The sequence below is a fragment of the Cytophagales bacterium genome (assembly GCA_033344775.1).
Classification (GTDB): domain Bacteria; phylum Bacteroidota; class Bacteroidia; order Cytophagales; family Cyclobacteriaceae; genus JAWPMT01.
In genome coordinates, this window is sequence record JAWPMT010000005.1 from 1732955 (window position 1) to 1749488 (window position 16534).

The 16534-nt window shown below is 44.5% G+C and carries 17 protein-coding genes; 8 read left to right on the plus strand and 9 right to left on the minus strand.

Annotated features, from left to right (window positions below; translation table 11 throughout):
* On the plus strand, positions 1-1500 hold the full coding sequence (locus R8G66_25010; GenBank protein ID MDW3195661.1) for a RagB/SusD family nutrient uptake outer membrane protein: 1500 nt from the start codon (positions 1-3) through the stop codon (positions 1498-1500).
* A gap of 69 nt (positions 1501-1569) precedes the next feature.
* Here the strand turns inward: R8G66_25010 and R8G66_25015 are convergent, their stop codons facing one another.
* The 5 genes from R8G66_25015 to R8G66_25035 all read right to left on the minus strand — a co-directional run bounded on the left by R8G66_25015 (position 1570) and on the right by R8G66_25035 (position 5932).
* Entirely contained in the window at positions 1570-2400 is an 831-nt protein-coding gene (locus tag R8G66_25015) for a hypothetical protein (GenBank protein MDW3195662.1), read from the minus strand.
* A complete protein-coding gene (locus tag R8G66_25020) occupies positions 2348-3148 on the minus strand; it encodes a UDP-2,3-diacylglucosamine diphosphatase (protein MDW3195663.1) in 801 nt (266 codons plus the stop codon). Before R8G66_25020 ends, R8G66_25015 begins: the two co-directional genes overlap by 53 nt.
* Before the next feature lie 67 nt (positions 3149-3215).
* A complete protein-coding gene (locus R8G66_25025) occupies positions 3216-4283 on the minus strand; it encodes an FISUMP domain-containing protein (protein ID MDW3195664.1) in 1068 nt (355 codons plus the stop codon).
* Between the two features lie 331 nt (positions 4284-4614).
* The gene (locus tag R8G66_25030; protein ID MDW3195665.1) at positions 4615-5106 is read right to left on the minus strand and encodes a DUF4494 domain-containing protein; all 492 of its coding nucleotides are present in this window, start codon (positions 5104-5106) and stop codon (positions 4615-4617) included.
* Positions 5107-5197: 91 nt separating this feature from the next.
* Complete coding sequence (locus R8G66_25035; protein MDW3195666.1) at positions 5198-5932, minus strand: hypothetical protein; 735 nt, start codon at positions 5930-5932, stop codon at positions 5198-5200.
* 128 nt (positions 5933-6060) lie between these two features.
* On the opposite strand from R8G66_25035, the gene R8G66_25040 reads away from it, so the two are divergent.
* The 5 genes from R8G66_25040 to R8G66_25060 all read left to right on the plus strand — a co-directional run bounded on the left by R8G66_25040 (position 6061) and on the right by R8G66_25060 (position 10654).
* Positions 6061-7542: a carboxypeptidase gene (locus R8G66_25040; protein MDW3195667.1), complete on the plus strand. Its 1482-nt coding sequence runs from the start codon at positions 6061-6063 to the stop codon at positions 7540-7542.
* Positions 7543-7636: 94 nt separating this feature from the next.
* The gene (locus tag R8G66_25045) at positions 7637-8104 is read left to right on the plus strand and encodes a hypothetical protein (protein MDW3195668.1); all 468 of its coding nucleotides are present in this window, start codon (positions 7637-7639) and stop codon (positions 8102-8104) included.
* A gap of 141 nt (positions 8105-8245) precedes the next feature.
* On the plus strand, positions 8246-8881 hold the full coding sequence (locus R8G66_25050) for an MOSC domain-containing protein (GenBank protein MDW3195669.1): 636 nt from the start codon (positions 8246-8248) through the stop codon (positions 8879-8881).
* A 49-nt stretch (positions 8882-8930) separates the two neighbouring features.
* Positions 8931-10109: an outer membrane beta-barrel protein gene (locus R8G66_25055; protein MDW3195670.1), complete on the plus strand. Its 1179-nt coding sequence runs from the start codon at positions 8931-8933 to the stop codon at positions 10107-10109.
* A 119-nt stretch (positions 10110-10228) separates the two neighbouring features.
* Positions 10229-10654 (plus strand): hypothetical protein, encoded by a 426-nt coding sequence (locus R8G66_25060; GenBank protein MDW3195671.1) that lies wholly within the window; start codon positions 10229-10231, stop codon positions 10652-10654.
* Between the two features lies 1 nt (position 10655).
* On the opposite strand, the gene R8G66_25065 is transcribed toward R8G66_25060, so the two are convergent.
* From R8G66_25065 to R8G66_25075, 3 genes are all read right to left on the minus strand, one after another.
* Entirely contained in the window at positions 10656-11471 is an 816-nt protein-coding gene (locus R8G66_25065) for a M48 family metallopeptidase (GenBank protein MDW3195672.1), read from the minus strand.
* A gap of 21 nt (positions 11472-11492) precedes the next feature.
* Positions 11493-12698 (minus strand): PQQ-dependent sugar dehydrogenase, encoded by a 1206-nt coding sequence (locus R8G66_25070; protein ID MDW3195673.1) that lies wholly within the window; start codon positions 12696-12698, stop codon positions 11493-11495.
* Between the two features lie 183 nt (positions 12699-12881).
* Complete coding sequence (locus R8G66_25075; protein ID MDW3195674.1) at positions 12882-14411, minus strand: tail fiber domain-containing protein; 1530 nt, start codon at positions 14409-14411, stop codon at positions 12882-12884.
* Between the two features lie 191 nt (positions 14412-14602).
* Between R8G66_25075 and R8G66_25080 the strand changes: the two genes are divergently transcribed.
* Together R8G66_25080 and R8G66_25085 are read left to right on the plus strand one after the other, a co-directional pair.
* Complete coding sequence (locus R8G66_25080; GenBank protein ID MDW3195675.1) at positions 14603-14875, plus strand: TIGR03643 family protein; 273 nt, start codon at positions 14603-14605, stop codon at positions 14873-14875.
* Positions 14872-15024, plus strand: coding sequence for a DUF2256 domain-containing protein (locus R8G66_25085; protein ID MDW3195676.1), 153 nt, complete (start codon positions 14872-14874; stop codon positions 15022-15024). Before R8G66_25080 ends, R8G66_25085 begins: the two co-directional genes overlap by 4 nt.
* On the opposite strand, the gene R8G66_25090 is transcribed toward R8G66_25085, so the two are convergent.
* On the minus strand, positions 15005-16501 hold the full coding sequence (locus R8G66_25090; GenBank protein MDW3195677.1) for a cryptochrome/photolyase family protein: 1497 nt from the start codon (positions 16499-16501) through the stop codon (positions 15005-15007). The two genes, R8G66_25085 and R8G66_25090, sit on opposite strands and share 20 nt — an antisense overlap.
* Positions 16502-16534: the final 33 nt, after the last annotated feature.

Here is a 16534-nt window from a genome sequence, read left to right on the forward strand (position 1 = left end):
ATGAAAATGTTTAGATATACCACTCTTTTTGTGCTGTTGCTAACCGCTTTTTCATGCGACAGTCTACTAGACATAGATGCTGATGGCACCATCAGCGGTGATGTGCTCACCAATGACGCTGCAATTGAAAGCGCATTGATTGGTGCTTATTATAGCTTCGGAGGTATTTCCGACGGAAACGACGGAGGAGAATTACTTGGCGGTGACTTCTCAATCATTGCCACACTATTGGGAAGAGCCAATGGTCAGGAGATTTTCTGGTCTTCTGCAACAGGTCCTGCTTACGCCAATTTCATTGACAAGGACATCATTAATACCAACACGCGGGTGGAAGCCAACTGGCGAAGAGGTTATGAGGTGATCAATTCGGTGAATGGTATCCTGGCCAACATTGAGAATGTGTCTTCAGCCGGCGACCGTGATCGCATTCGAGGTGAAGCACTGGCCATACGGGGCATCCTCTATTTCGAGATGGTCCGACTGTGGGCACCACAATATGATGCAGATGGCGTTTCTCCTGCCTCTACTCCTGCTATTCCAATTATCGATTCGCCAATCACTGATGTCAACGAGATTTCAACTCCTTCAATCAGTACCATCGAACAAGTATACCAACAAGCCGAGAGCGACCTGACAGATGCTTCCAATTTACTACAATCACTGGGCACAAACGGCACACGCTTGTCATACTATGCATGCCAGGCTTATTTGGCCAGAATGTCCATGCAGCAGAATAATTACATCGATGCATTGCTGTACTTGAATGAAGTGATCACATCCGGGGCTTATGCCTTGACAAGCACACCAATGGGTGCTTTCAACAATAGCGTCAACTCTACAGAAGACATCTTTGCGATTCAGCAGACTTTGTCCAATACTTCCGGAGATCGTACCACAGGAACGGGTTTGGTCAACTTTCTGTCGCCTTTGTCTGAAAGTGGTTTGGGAACCATGTCCATCATCCGGTCATCACTGACTTCTTCCACACCTTTCAATAGCCCCCAATTTGATGACGAGGACCTGAGATGGACACTGGATGTAGATGTCAATGCAGCCACAATGTTTGCTGATGTGAATACAGCCTTCATCAAGAACATCCCTAACAACAATAACGATCTGTTGTCTACCACCAAGTACCTGCGTGGTGATCGGGTGTTACCAGTAATTCGACTGGCAGAAATGCACTTATCAAGAGCAGAAGCCCTCTACGAGATCAATCCTTCTGTGATCAACACAACGGCTCTGGATGACTTGAACCTCATTCGAAACCGGGCTGGTCTTCCCGCACTTGCTTTGGCAGATTTTGCTGACCCGGCAGCCTTCCTGGCCAGTGTGAAGCTAGAACGCAAACGAGAATTATTGTTCGAAGGGCAACTCCTTCATGACCTCCGTAGATGGGGAGAATTCGTAGGTACACCATTTGGATTGTCCGACCCATGGGGCGACAATTTTGTGTTACCGATCCCACAAACTGAAACGGATACTGGAACTGGGGGATGATTAGTTTATAGGTATTCGTTCCTGGTTTGGAAATGAAATTTGGAAGCCGGTCTCAATGGATCGGCTTTTTTATTTCTTGCCATTCCACCACACCAACTGATCATCATTAATGCAGAGATATGAGTCAGCCATTTTGATTGCTGATCCACATAAATCAGGCAAGGCAGTTTCCTTCTTTTCTCCGGAATTGAGATCTATTTGAATTAAAGAAGTACCGAAGGAATAATACAATTGATCTCCAATCAGTCTAACAGCAGAAGCATCTTCTTCCTCTACTTTCCGAATAAGATTCCCAAAGAGATCAAAAATGAAAATACCCTGGTATTGATCCACTAATATCAGTTGCTGCTGGCTGGCTCCGAAATACACCAGGCCTTCCAGGTCAAACCCTATTTGTAAGACGACTTCATGCAATACATTGCCCGAAAACCGGTCCACCTTGGTGATGCGAAATGGGTCGATCTCCAGCAGCCAGAGTTGCCGGTCCACACTGGGCGAGGCTAACCACACAAATGATGACGTCCATTGGTTCAGGTCATAAACGACCGGATTGGCCAGGAAACGGTCCAGAAACACGACTTGTTGATTATCCCTAACAAAGAAGAAAGGATTGAGGCTATTCTGTGCTTCCAGCGAGGTAAAGGGAGCCAAATTAGGCTGGGAGAAGTTCGCCAGTTCCTGCCCTTCCTTATCTAACTTCAAAAGTTGATCATCAGCCAGGGCGACAAAAATGTTCTCTTGAAAGTCAATAGAAACAGCCACAATCTCCGAATCGAAAGCTTTGACAGTAGTAGCTTCCCAGGACTGTGCCTGCGTGGCCTGAATGACAAAAAGGAATAGCCAGCAGCTATTGCTCCTCAAATTTCTCCAGCAGCAGTTTTTCACCATCGAATGAAGCATAGGTACAATGTTTAATCCACTCCCCCAGGTTTACATAGCGTGACTCACCTACTTCGATATCCAATGGTAGGTGCCGGTGCCCGAATAAATACGCATCGTAGTGCTGTTGCTGCTCATGAGAACGAACAAATTGCAACAAGTATTCTTCTTCACCCAGGAATTCTGCATCCTTTACCGCATTCTTATTCCTGCTTTTATTGGACCAGGCCTTCGCCAGCCAAACACCTACATTAGGATGCAACCATTTGAACAACCACTGGCAAAGGCCGCTGGCAAAAAAGCCTTTCAGGAACTTATAGAAGTGATCACCAGGGCCTAAGCCATCGCCATGTGCCACAAAAAAGGACTGTCCAGCCATCTTAAAATTCACAGGTCCATAATAGACAGGAATACCCAGTTCTCTTGGGAAATAGTCGAACATCCACATGTCGTGATTTCCGGTAAAGAAAATGATTGGAATACCTCGCTCTCTCAACGAGGCGATCTTTCCTTGAAAGCGAATGAATCCCATTGGGATCACATTGTTGTATTCGAACCAAAAATCGAAAATATCACCGACCAAAATAATCCCTGCGGCATCCGATTCGATCTGATCCAGCCATCGGATGATTTTCTTTTCACGCGCCAGACTTTCCTCATGATTGGGGGATCCCAAATGAAAATCACTCGCAAAGTAGATCTTCTTACTTGCGGGTATTTCTCTAAAATCAATATTGACTTGAATGTCTTTTTCTAATGTGCTCCCCAAAATCGGTTGATAAGGCAGTTCGGAAGCAATATTAGCAGAAGCAGGGGAGGACTAAAAGTTTGTGCGATCAGTTTGGTAGGGTGGCATCTGCATCTTTGACCAGACGGACACTAAAGCCATAGGTCTTGTAGGCATAATTTCTGTAGAGCCGGCCTTCCTTCTTTTGGATGAATCGCAAGGCAGCCAGATCCGTCTGTTTCATGCTGGTATCCGTGGCGGTCCAGTAGTAGCCACTTTCCTCCAAAAACGCATATTCATCCCCATCAAAATGAAGAAATCCGCCATAAAGGCCTTTAAATCCAGATTGACCATCAGTTTTCAGGGATCGGCCTATGGGATTTCCCCGCCAATCCAGCGAATCGGTTGTTCGGGTGTCCATGCCTAGCGTCTCTTCGAGCTTTTTCCAATCTGCATCACTGGGCAATCGCCAACCGTCAATCTGATCAGCGACTTCTTTGGCCTCATACCAATTGTACAACGCTCCATAAGTCTCACAATTTTTATCGTCTTCTTCGTAGCAGGTATTATTCTCACCGATTTTTGCAAGGTTATTGGCCGTCCACCACTGGTCACCTATTCGTATCGCTTCAAAGGCAACATTTTCAGCTTTCCAAACAGCCGTATCCAAAGCCAGTTTCAGGCGGATAGTGGTCGTATCGAATGGGTTAAAAACATAATCCTGATCAAAATTTCCATAACCAAAGGAGCCAATCACCTGGATTTTATAAGTATCAGGAGCCATTTTACTCAGATAACTCGACCAATCTTTGACCGTATCTTCATTGATGATCACAATGGCATCCTTATCGTCCAGTTCCAAATTCACAGATACGGTCGCTTTGGCCTTACAATCCACCACAATTTCTTGTTCCAGCTTTGAAGGGAATTTAAATTCCTGGTCAAAATTGCAGATGTAAGCATCATCCATACTGCTAACTTTCAGATGGGTCTTTCCGGGGATCACGGATACTTTAAGCGGGGTAATACCTACGTTTTTCCCATCAATGTTCACCAGGCATTTGATGTTGGGAATACTTGTTTTAATATCAAGTGAAACCGTCTTGAAAATACTGAAATACTGGCATCCGCAGAGCAGGAGGAGAAGGGCAAATCCGGTTCGTGAGAAAGCTTTCAAAATAGTCTAACTGGAGTATCTGAAAACCAATTTACGAAGGATTGCGTGAAATGGAAACTTTCAGCCTCTAAGGCGTACTGAAAAACGCCAAATCAAAATAAAAGAAAAGAAATCACGATTCGATTAATGGCTATTGTATCTAAGATTAGCACAAGGACGTTTTGTCAAATCCCTTTAGGAACTAGAACATAAAGAAAAATGAGCGTGTCATTTTTCTGGCTAGCCTCAGGCAAGTCATCTACGTTGTTAGCCTCAGATCGAGGTATGTTTATACAACTTCCCTCGGCCGCCTAGTAGACGACATACCTGAGACTTTTTCAGAAAGCCTTACTTATTCCTCCGAATCGGAATCAGTCACCTCTGATACAGGTTTCAAATTCGCCGGAATTTCATCCTCTTCCATGTAAGGGTATACTTCGACGATGTTCGTTTTGGTGATGGATGGGATTTCGAATGGGACCAGCATCGAGCTCAAGTTGTCTTCTACCCTTACAAAAGCCTGACGAACATCTTCGGCTCCAACCAGGAAATAGGTATTGATCTTTACTTCTTTTTCACTGTCACCATCGACCGTGGAATAGGTCACTTTACACTTGTACCAATAATCCGAATCTTCGTAATTGATTACTTCCGAAATGTTGGATTTGGTAATGGCAGTGATGGCAAACTCTCCGGCAATGTTCTGTTCCATCGCGGCATAGATTCTGGTTTCCGCATCCGTATAAGAAACAGCATCGACAAGGTACGCTTCCGTAACTTGTTTCATGATGCCTTCATCATTTTCCTTGCCATACTTTGCCTTGCAGGTGAACCAGATTTTCATTCCCAGAGGATTTTTTTAGTGAAATAAAGGCGGCAAAAGTAGAGTAGTTACGATTAGATCGTTAGCCCAAAAGCAATAAGTTTTCCACTATTTATTGATTCGCCTGATTCACGATCTTAGCCAGGTGGCGAGGCTTGGTCCAACGGAGTTTATTTTGCTTGGCGTATTTCTCCAGCACGGACAAATCCTCACCGAATATTTCGCCTTTCACTTTTTTGGAATTCTTGAAAGGTATGATCTTTCCGGATGGGTTCTCTACGAAATAGTCTACAAAATCGACATATTTCACATTATTCTGTTCATCTATCTGCGCCAGCACATTTCTATCCTCGCGTTGTGCTTGTTTACCGGGTTTCGCTAATAAATAATAATCCCCCGCAGCCAGTTCAATAAAGAAGGGATCCATCGGTTTTTTTATCTCCTTAACGGGAACCAAATGACGATGAAAAGTATACGTAGAATCTTCGGCTGCAACGGAAAATGACTTGACCCGGATCGGCGCCATCATGCGAGGTTCAGCGTCTTCATCCAGTTTAATGAGCAGACGACCATGCAAGAGATTGAATTTCATGATCACGTCCGAATATTCATATCCTTTTACCGTACGGATCGTTCCTTTCAGCCATTCGTCAAACAAGAACGGTGAGCCCTCCTGATTTGCCAGAGAAGGCCTAAACGGATTAGGCCAGCTTTTCAGCGACAGTTCTCCGAGCGAAGGCTTATCCTCAGATTGGGCCTGAACAGGCTGCAATACAAATAGCCAACCTGCAAGCATTAGCGGCATCAATAGCTTCATGGGCTTTTGGATCAATACTGTTTCAAACATCCAATTAAAGCTAATCACTTACCCTGATTATCAAAAATCGCTACCCTTCCGCTTGTCAAAAACTGCGACCAGGTATTACTGGCTATCCCTTAATTTTCCTTCACAATTCCACCTTATAAATTGACCTCATGAAGTCTATTGCTACTTTTCTGATCTTGTGTTTTACCTTCACCGTAGCTGCGCAGCGCATGTTACCCGTAGACACTACTGTAGTGACCAATCACCAGCTGACGGTGAAAGGAAAGAATTTTCCCTACAAAGCCACGACGGGCACGCAGCCTGTCTGGGATAAAATGGGCAACGCTTCTGCTTATCTCCACTATACGTACTACGAACGAACAGACATCAAAAACAAGGCAACACGTCCCTTATTCATCTCTTTCAATGGCGGACCTGGTTCAGGTTCGGTTTGGATGCATCTGGCTTATACCGGGCCTAAGATTCTGAAGGTAGATGATGAAGGATTTCCGGTTCAGCCCTATGGCGTCAAGGACAATCCATATTCTATCCTGGATGTCGCGGATATTGTTTTTGTAAACCCGGTCAACACCGGATATTCCAGGATCGCAGACAAAGACGCGAAAAAAGAAATGTTCTTTGGGGTGAATGCAGACATTGAATACCTCGCTGAGTGGATCAATACCTTTGTGACCCGAGTCAACCGATGGGAATCTCCAAAATACCTGATTGGCGAAAGCTATGGAACTACGCGTGTTTCTGGCTTGGCCATGGCCCTGCAAAATCGCCAGTGGATGTACCTGAACGGGGTGATCCTGGTATCACCTACTGAACTGGGCATTGATGCCGGTGATGGCCGACGTGCCGGACCTTTGGGCGCTGCACTTCGTGTTCCATACTTCACCGCTGCTGCGTGGTATCACAAGCAATTGCCTGCAGATTTGCAATCAAGAGATTTGGAAGAACTACTACCTGAGGTAGAAGAATATGCTGTAGACGAATTGATGCCCGTGATTGCTAAAGGCGGATTTGTGGATGAGGCCACCAGAAATGAAGCGGCGCGCAAAATGGCTCGTTATTCTGGTATCTCGGATAAAGTGATCCTGCAATACAACCTGGACGTTCCCACTTCTTTTTTCTGGAAAGAATTACTTCGTGAGGAAGGCTTCACTGTGGGCCGTTTGGATTCACGTTACAAAGGCATCGACGAAGTAGAGGGCGGTGATCGCCCGGATTTCAATTCAGAGCTTACCTCCTGGTTGCATTCGTTCACCCCTGCGATCAACTACTATTATCGCAATGTATTGAACTTCAAAACCGATGTGAAATACAACATGTTTGGCCCTGTTCGTCCATGGGACCGTACCGGCAATCGCACTGGTGAAAACCTACGACTGGCCATGGCGCAGAACCCTTACCTGCATACCATGATCCAATCTGGCTATTACGATGGTGCCACCAAATACTTCGACGCAAAGTACACCATGTGGCGTATCGATCCTAGTGGGAAAATGAAAGATCGCTTCAGCTTCAAAGGCTATCGCAGTGGTCACATGATGTACCTGAGAAAGGAAGATCTGATCCAGGCAAATGAAGATATTAGGGATTTCATCGAGAAGTCTGCATCGAAGGGGCAATCAGCCAAATATTGAGTTTCTTATTATATCGAACCTCTTTTGTCCAGTTATTTGAGATTGGTTAGTTTTAGAGTATTAAAACAATTACAAACCAATTTTCTTAATAACTATGAAAACTAAATTTTTTATTACCCTATTCATGATTACCGGAGCTCTGACTCTAAACAGTTGTACGGAAGAAGAGATAGCCACGGTCGAAACACTGGAAGATCGCGTGAATAATGCTGCGATCATACCTGGTGAAATTCCATTTTTCAACGACAATGTGCAGTTGACCGAAGCGGACCTCAATTCGCTTAATCACCTCTACATTGCTATTCCCGGAAAGAACGGCTATTTGAAAATAGAAAGAGATTCCCGTGAAGAAAAAGAACGTATCGTTGAGTTGGTTTATCAACGTTTCGAAAAAGAATTCAAGGAAGCAAGATTGAAAGGAAATCAAGAAGGGCGTACAGAAGGTTGTACCGATTGGGTATCCATGGATGGATCCAGTGGTAATTCAGGATACATCCGCATGTGTCTTTTGGATTATGGCGTATTGATCGAAACTTGTTCTTGCCCCTATTGCTGTGACTAAATTCAACGCGCATCCTTTGAAGTTTTAACTACAGACGTTATTACCCTCAATTGATAAGATAGAGGTCAACATAAAGAAGCCTGACAGTCGGTACGCTGAACTGTCAGGCTTTTTTTATCTTTCCAGGGCAAATTTGATCGCATGAAAATCATCTCTACCAATATTGGAAATCCTACCACAGTAACCTGGAAAGAAAAGGAAGTGACGACTGGCATCTTCAAATATCCAGTCGCACAACCCATATTTCTGGAAGCAACAGATGTGAAAGATGATCATGTCATAGACAGGAAACACCATGGTGGCATTTACAAGGCCTGTTACCTTTATGGTGCCAACCATTACCCCCATTGGAAAGCTTTATATCCAGAATTGGATTGGAATTGGGGCATGTTTGGTGAAAACATGACTGTAGATGCGTGTGACGAGGAAAATACATTCATTGGGTCCATCTATCAAGTTGGCTCTGCCAAAGTTCAGGTAGCTCAACCACGCCAGCCATGTTTTAAGCTGGGCATCCGGTTCAATGATCAGGAGGTTCTGAAACACTTCATCAACGACACCCGGTCCGGTATTTACTTCAAAATATTGGAACCGGGAGAAGTAAGAGAGGGCGACGAATTTCGTTTGGTTGAAGCAGATTCCACCGGCATCACGGTGGCTCAAATCTTCCAAATGCTATTCCGAAAACTAAGCGACAGGCAAGTAATTGAAAAAGCCGTTGAACATCAGGCATTGCCAGCTGGTTTAAGGGAATATATAGCCGGGTTAGTGGATTAGGCAACAAGGGTTGTTATTATCTCACTACCACTTTTGTTATTTTTATATTGTGAAAAAGCTAGCCACCATCCTTGTTTTAGTATTGCTTTGCTTTGCTACAGACACATTTGCCCAACGTAGTTTCATTGAAACTTACGCCAGGTTCCTCCCAAATGCACCTCTTATTGAGGGACGACCTCACAACAATTCCCAATTTGTTCGATTGAAATCCAAGGGCGACACCATCTACCTCTACCCCAACGATGTGATCTCTTATGGATTCAAAAATGGAAAAGTTTTTTATTCCCGGAGGATCGAACTGAAGGGCGAAACATTACGCGTATTTGTAGAGAATATTCTTCCAGGAGAGATCAATCTCTATTATTATGTAGACAAAGAACAACGGGCGTATTATTTGGAAAAAGGAACCAGTGGTCTGGTAGAAATTCCCTTTGATGCCAAGGCACGATTAGACACTTTGAATAAATATGTGGGTGACTATCCGTGGATGAAAGACCCTATTAGACAAACACGCTACAGTAGAAGCTCACTCAACCGATTGGTCACCTTGTACAATAGAGGTCGTAATAGGCCTTTGTCTTATTTCAAATGGGGTGTTAACGCAGGTTTGATCAACACGACCATTGGAGTGCCTATACCCGGAAGAGCAGATCCATTGGCGGGTTTGCCCAGAAACAGCCGTTTCCCCTTACTAGCCACAGCAGATTTCTCACCGGCCAATACGGTCTTCGTTGGCCTATTCGCAGATGACCCAATCAAGAATTCCAGCTTCTCTTATCATTATGGTATCGGTATTTCAAAAAGTTTTTTGGAATCCACGCATAGCCGTTTTATTACTGACATTAACAGCAGGCGGTTCAGTTCCGAAATCAATGCGGAAATCGAGTTGATCACATTGGATTTCCCATTCATGATTCGATATACGCTTCCTGAACGCAGGCTCCGTCCCTTTATCAATCTGGGCATGAACATGTCTTACCATATCAGGAATCACTACCGTATCGAGGAATTCAGACCTGATACGGGCAATACGATCGTCACCAATCAGGTTAATGGCCCACAGCTGGTTTCCATCGACATGTTTGGATGGATTTTTGGCGGTGGGGTCCAATATCAATTGAAAAGTCGTCATAACCTGACTTTTGAAGTCCGCCGGAATGATTTCTTTGAAGAAAAGGACCGGCTGAATAAACGGCAAATCCTGTTCGTCTTCGGCGTTTCTTTGTAATCTTGATCATCTAGAAGTTTCTTAAAAAGGCTACATAAAGTTTTTTTTTGAAAACTCCGTGTAACCTTTCTTCAGAAGGGCGGTATTTCCTTTACAAACTCAGAATAAAACCCTAGACCATGAAGAGATTATTCATACTCCTCGCTGCACTGACCCTTCATCTGGCTACCCAGGCCCAGGATAAAGACAAATATGAAGGCTTGAAAAAAATCAGCCCTGACAGACCCAAAGGTTCAACAACCATCATTCATCTGGACGACCTGGATCTTGCAGATTTAGACATAGATCTGAGTCGTTTGGAATCACTCAGCTCACTCAGTGACCTTTCTTCCTTAAAGGAGCTTTCCAAGCTAAGTGCACTTGGCGAACTGGGAGAATTGGAAGAGCTAGCGGAACTAGAAAACCTCTCCGAGCTTGAAGAATTGGATGAACTTCTGGACAGGGAGTTTCTGGGCGAGATCATCGAAATCTCTCTAGATGCAAGTCTCAAATCTCTGGAAGCCTTGAGAGAACTGGAAATCAAACCTAAAAAAGAACAAAAATAGACTACTGAGCTTGTCGGTAGTATTCCAGTGCTTTCGGCATATTTTGCTGCAGGTCGCTGATTCTTGTGCTATGCGAAGGGTGTGTAGACATAAATTCCGGGGGAGCTTTTCCCCCGCTTTGTGCTGACATACGTTCCCAAAAAGCGGGTGCTTGCTGCGGATCATAACCCGCCATTGCCATAAAATACAAGCCCAACTCATCCGCTTCGGACTCGTGCTTTCTGCTGAATTTTAAGATTCCCAGATTGGAAGCCGCTCCAGCTCCTTGCAAGACCATATCTCCGGTGAGAGAAGCCCCGGCACCACCCAACGCGATGGTGGCAAGGCTCAAACCTGTTTGTACTGCCAAAGTATGGCTGATGCGCTCTCGGCCATGATTGGCAATGGCGTGAGCAATTTCATGCCCCATGACCACCGCCAGGCCGGTTTCATCTTTGCAAATCGGAAGTATCGCCGTGTAGAAAGCCACCTTTCCTCCAGGCATGCACCAGGCATTGACCGTCTCATCATCTTTGATCAGGATGTACTCCCATTCATAATCGTTCAGGTAGCCACTCTGCCCTTGCTCCGCAAAATATTTTTCAACGCCCTTCTGGATTCTGGTGCCCGCTCGCTTGACCATCTCAGCCTGCTCCCCGGAAGTGATCACCTCATTGGTTTTCTTCACCTCCTCATATTGCTCAAAACTCATGGGCAATACGTCTTTATTGGGAATCAGACTCAGTTGCGACCTTCCGGTGATAGGTACTTTGGCGCATTGTGCCATCAGTAACACAATAAACAAACCCGTCAATAGTCGGAAGGAACAACGCTTCATACCTGTTTATTTAATGAAGGATCAACTTTCGTAAGTGATCCGATAGATCGTACCTGAAAGATCGTCAGAAACAAGAATAGAACCATCTTTCATCACTAAAATATCTACAGGTCGACCCCAGGCTTGATTGGTTTCTTGATTTAACCAGCCTGTAATGAATGGTTCATAAGAAGTCCCTACACCATTGGACTCACTCACCATGGACAATTGATGACCTGTATGACCAGCTTCCGGAGTTCGGTTCCAGGAACCATGTTCCGCTATCAGGATCTTGCCTTGATATGCTGCTGGGAACATAGATGCCGTATAAAATTTAAGTCCCAGAGGAGCTACATGAGGACCAAGGTTTTGTGCAGGTGCTACATATCCATCACAAGTTGGCTGCTTCTTAAATTCTTGCTTATCATCATCAATCCCCGGATCGACGACCGAACCCGCATGGCAATAAGGATAACCAAAATGCTGACCTTGCTCAGTCGCCCGGTTCAACTCACAAGAAGGAGAATCATCACCTAGCCAATCTCTTCCATTATCAGTAAACCATAGATCTTTGGTATCCGGATGCCAGGTAAAGCCCACTGTATTTCTTACTCCGGTCACATAGATCTCACGATCAGACCCATCAGCATTCATGCGCAAAATGGAGGTGTATATCTCGTCACTTTCACAGATGTTGCAAGGTGCTCCAACAGGAACGTATAATTTACCATCAGGACCAAAAGCAATGTACTTCCAACCGTGATGACGCTCTGTCGGCAGGTCATCGTAAATCAATACGGGCTCTCCGGGGTTATCCAGATTCGCTTCAATGTTCTCAAACTTCCAAAGTTTACTCACTTCAGCCACATACAAGTCTCCGTCCTTGAACGCCACACCATTGGGCATATTCAATCCTTTCGCTAAAGTATATCTTTCGTCAGCCTTGTTATCTCCGTCCGTATCTCTCAACGCCTGAACATTTCCGGTAGTTGATCGGCTACCAATGAACAAAGTACCACCCGGGCTCATGGCCATGGATCTTGCTTGCTTCGCACGGCCAAAAAGATCTACTTTGAAACCATCCGGCAGATTCAGTCGATCAAGCTCCAGGCCCTCTGAACTTCCAATGGCGATCTCTACTTCCTCTTCAGCAGCAGGTTCTGCATTGGATTTTTCAGACTCGGCCGGGTTGCCGGGTGAGCATGCGAAAACAACAAATAATAACAAGGGTAAGAAAAGCTTCTTCATAGGTTGGAAATTATACGATCAAATATAGTAGCAATTGGAAGTGTCACCAATGACAATGGGTTCAATGGTCGGCAATAATGCAATACGGAAACCCTCCTATGATGAAATGAGTTCGATAAGTCATAACAAAAAAGGGAGTAACCAAAGGCTACTCCCCCAACTCTAGCATCTTTTAGAAGCAACTTATTTTGTCACGATCATTCTTCGTGTACCTATGGTTTCGCCATCAGCCACCATGACATACACATAAACGCCAGGATCGAGCTTATTGGAACTGACATCCAGTGAACGCTTTCCCTTTTCCAGATCATAGTTACCAACCAATGCACCTTGCATGTCATAGATCTGGAGGTTTGCCTCTTTTACGGACTCTCCAAGGGTGTAATTGATTTTGGTCTCCTGTCCGAATGGATTAGGACTATTTTGACCTAAGGAAGTTTTATTCGCTTCGATCAAGTCACGAATTTGATCCATTTGACCTGTTTCTATGGCAGACAACAAACTTCCGAACCGCTCAGCAAGCAATTCATTCTCCGCTTTCAAGGCATCCAGTTCCATTTGGTAACCTGCCAGCGTGGATTCATGCTCCTGGACTATTTTAGTCAGAATGGGAATGAGTCCTGTGTAATTAACGGATTTGAACTCAATTTTCTCTGTTTCAGAAGGCACCTGGTTTCCGTTAGCATCTGTCACAAAAACAGGTTCTACTACGTTTTTTACAAGGTCAGGAAAAACTTCCTCTACTTCCTGAGCGACAAATCCATATTGTAGCCCTTTGGTGAATTTCATCTGATCCGAATTCTTATAATTATAGGTGGCCGGTTTCAGCTTCATAAAGCTACTGGCCACCTCTTGCTTGACAACTTTCTTAATGTCCTTCTTGAATTTTTTATCAGAAGCATGCGTAAGCGTTCCCGACACAAATACATCCCCTGAGAAATAGCCTGCCCAAACCGTGCCATTTCCTGTGGCCCTTCCGTAAATACCATAAGTGGTACTAAATCCAGCATTGGTATTGGTGATATTCGAATACACACCATACAAATAAACGCCGCTACCATTTGCACGATTATCATTCACAATCGCACCGTAAGAAGAGAAATCATCCATGGTGTTATAGATTCCTGACAACACATAGGAAGATCCGCTTCCAATGCTATTGTACAATCCATAGCCATAAGTTGAGGTATTGATGTCTACGGTATTACGGACACCATAATTGGTGGAAGAAGCGGTAACGGAAGAAACATCAAAATGTGCAACAGGTGCTGTGACTCCCACACCTACTTTCCCATCGGAAGCCATGGTCATCACCTCTGTGAGTGCAGATGGGTTCGTAGGATCCTGAATGAAACTAAAGCGAAGTTTGCTATTCACATTATCTCCCCATTCGACGGCAAGATCTTTTATGGCTCCGTTTTCTTTAAGACTGAATATACCAGCTTCTCCATCCCATTGAGCACGAAGGCCATAGGCCGGGACTTTCACGATGCTGCCAGGCGAAATGGTAGGCTGACCGATGCCGATCCACTGATCTGATGCCCCTAAGTTTCCAAACGTTCCCGATTCTCTATGCCCGAGAAGTCTCCCAAAGCTGTTGGTTGAGAAGAAGTTTAGGGTGTTGCCATCGGGCTTTCCAATGGTCTGGGCGTTTGTTTGTAAGCTGACTGTAATAAAACAGCCAAGCAAGAACAGTTGAGTAAGGTTCTTCATGGATTAGATTAATTTGTTTGTTTATAATAAAGAACTATACCAGTTAATTGTTAATATATTATCTGGCGTGATAGAATAACTAGCACTAACTCATTTGGTTCAAAGTGGAATTTGAAATATTTCATTTGGCTGGTCTCAAAAAATGAAATTCTAATAAACCACAGGAAGACTCTTCCAGTTAATTGATGATGATGGAATTATTGGCAGAGGATCGCAACAGGATCGTGGAAATGGCATGGGAAGACCGAACTCCTTTTGAGGCTATAAAAGCTCAATTTGGCCTGTCGGAAAAGGATGTGATCAAGGTTATGCGTAATGAAATGACGGAAAAGAGCTTTAAAATGTGGAGAAAGCGTGTCACCAATCGCGCCACCAAACATCTCACGAAAAGAGGTTCGGATGTTGATCGCTTCAAGTGTACCCGTCAACGATCCATCAGTAGAAACAAGATCAGCAAGCGATGAAAAAAGGTGATCTGCCCTCCAAAATATGCGTGGTTTGTGCACGGCCCTTTACCTGGCGAAAAAAATGGGAAAAATATTGGGATGAAGTGAAATACTGCAGCGAGCGTTGCCGCCGAAACCGCACAAAGCTCAGTAAGTCACCCGCGTAATGAACTGATCGGCGAGTTCAAAAATCTTCTTGCGTTTTTCTTCCGCCATCTTATCCAGCGTTCGCGTCATCATGGACATTCGAGGGTTTTGCTCGAATACGGCCCTGTTTTTGTCTACAAATCTCCAATACAAGCCATTCATGGTATCCACCCATTCGCCATTGGGATAATGACTCATTTTTCGAATGTAGTTGCCTCCTCCGATATAGGGTTTCGTCGCGAAAATTCCCCCATCGGCAAACTGACTCATACCATACACATTGGGCACCATTACCCAATCTGCCGAATCCACAAACATTTCCATGAACCATCGATTAACCTCATCCGGATGGATCTCGCACAGTAACATCAAATTACCCAAAACCATCAGTCGCTCAATGTGATGCGTAAACCCATGCTTCTGAGCTTTCATAATACTATCATCCAATACCGAAATCCCGGACGTTCCGTCATACCAACAAGGTCGGAGCTTTCTTACATGATTAAAGTAATTACCTCGCAAGTCAACATCAAACTCGTGGTACATTCCCCGAATGAATTCTCGCCAGCCTATGACCTGACGCACAAAACCTTCTAACGAGGGGTAATGCACTTCATGTTCGCTGGCAAAGACCAGCGCTTCATCCAACAGCTCTTCCGGCGTGATCAGTCCCATGTTCAAGTAAGGAGACAGTACTGAATGAAATAAGAACGGATCTTCCTGATCAATGGCATCCTCATAAGGACCGAACTGTTGAAATCGAAGTGAAAGGAATCGAGACCATTCATCAAGTGCTCCCTGACGAGTCGTGGCCCAGTTAAAATTTTCTATTTTGCCAGGATGGTCAGAAAACAGTCCATTGACCAGAACTTTTACGGCATGGGTATGATCTGTTTGCTCAAAAACTTTCCGCTGAGGGATATCTAATCCTTTTGGCATTTTCTTACGATTATCCAGATCAAAGGACCACTGTCCATGCAGAGGCTTGCCCACTTCATCAACCAACACCCCTAACCTTCGCCGCTGACGCTGGTAAAAGGTATGCATAAACGGCTTCTTGACTTGCTTGAGATAATCCTGAAATTGCTCCCGAGTCGTAACAAAGCCTGGTGACGGTCGATATTTAATGGTCAATCCATGTTTCATACAAAAAAGATTCATTGCTTCTTCGAAGAAATGGTCCTGTATTTCATAAGTGACCAGTTGTTGGATATTATGCTCAAAGATCGTTTGTAACAGCTTGTCGAAGTAAGTTGTAGATTGATTTTTTTCGTCCAATTGGTGATAGACCAAAGACCAACTCGATTGAATGACTTCCGCATGAGACCGCATGGCTGAAAGGAACAAAATCAGTTTGTGCTTATGGTACCGATAGTGGGTACATAGCTGATGATCTTCTGCCATAAAGAACAGGGTTTCAGCATCTGGTTTTAATGCGTGATGGTTGGGGAAAAGCACATCTCCCAAGATGATCGCAAGCCGATTGTAGTCACTCATGGATCAGGTAACTTGCTCAGACTTGCATTAGTT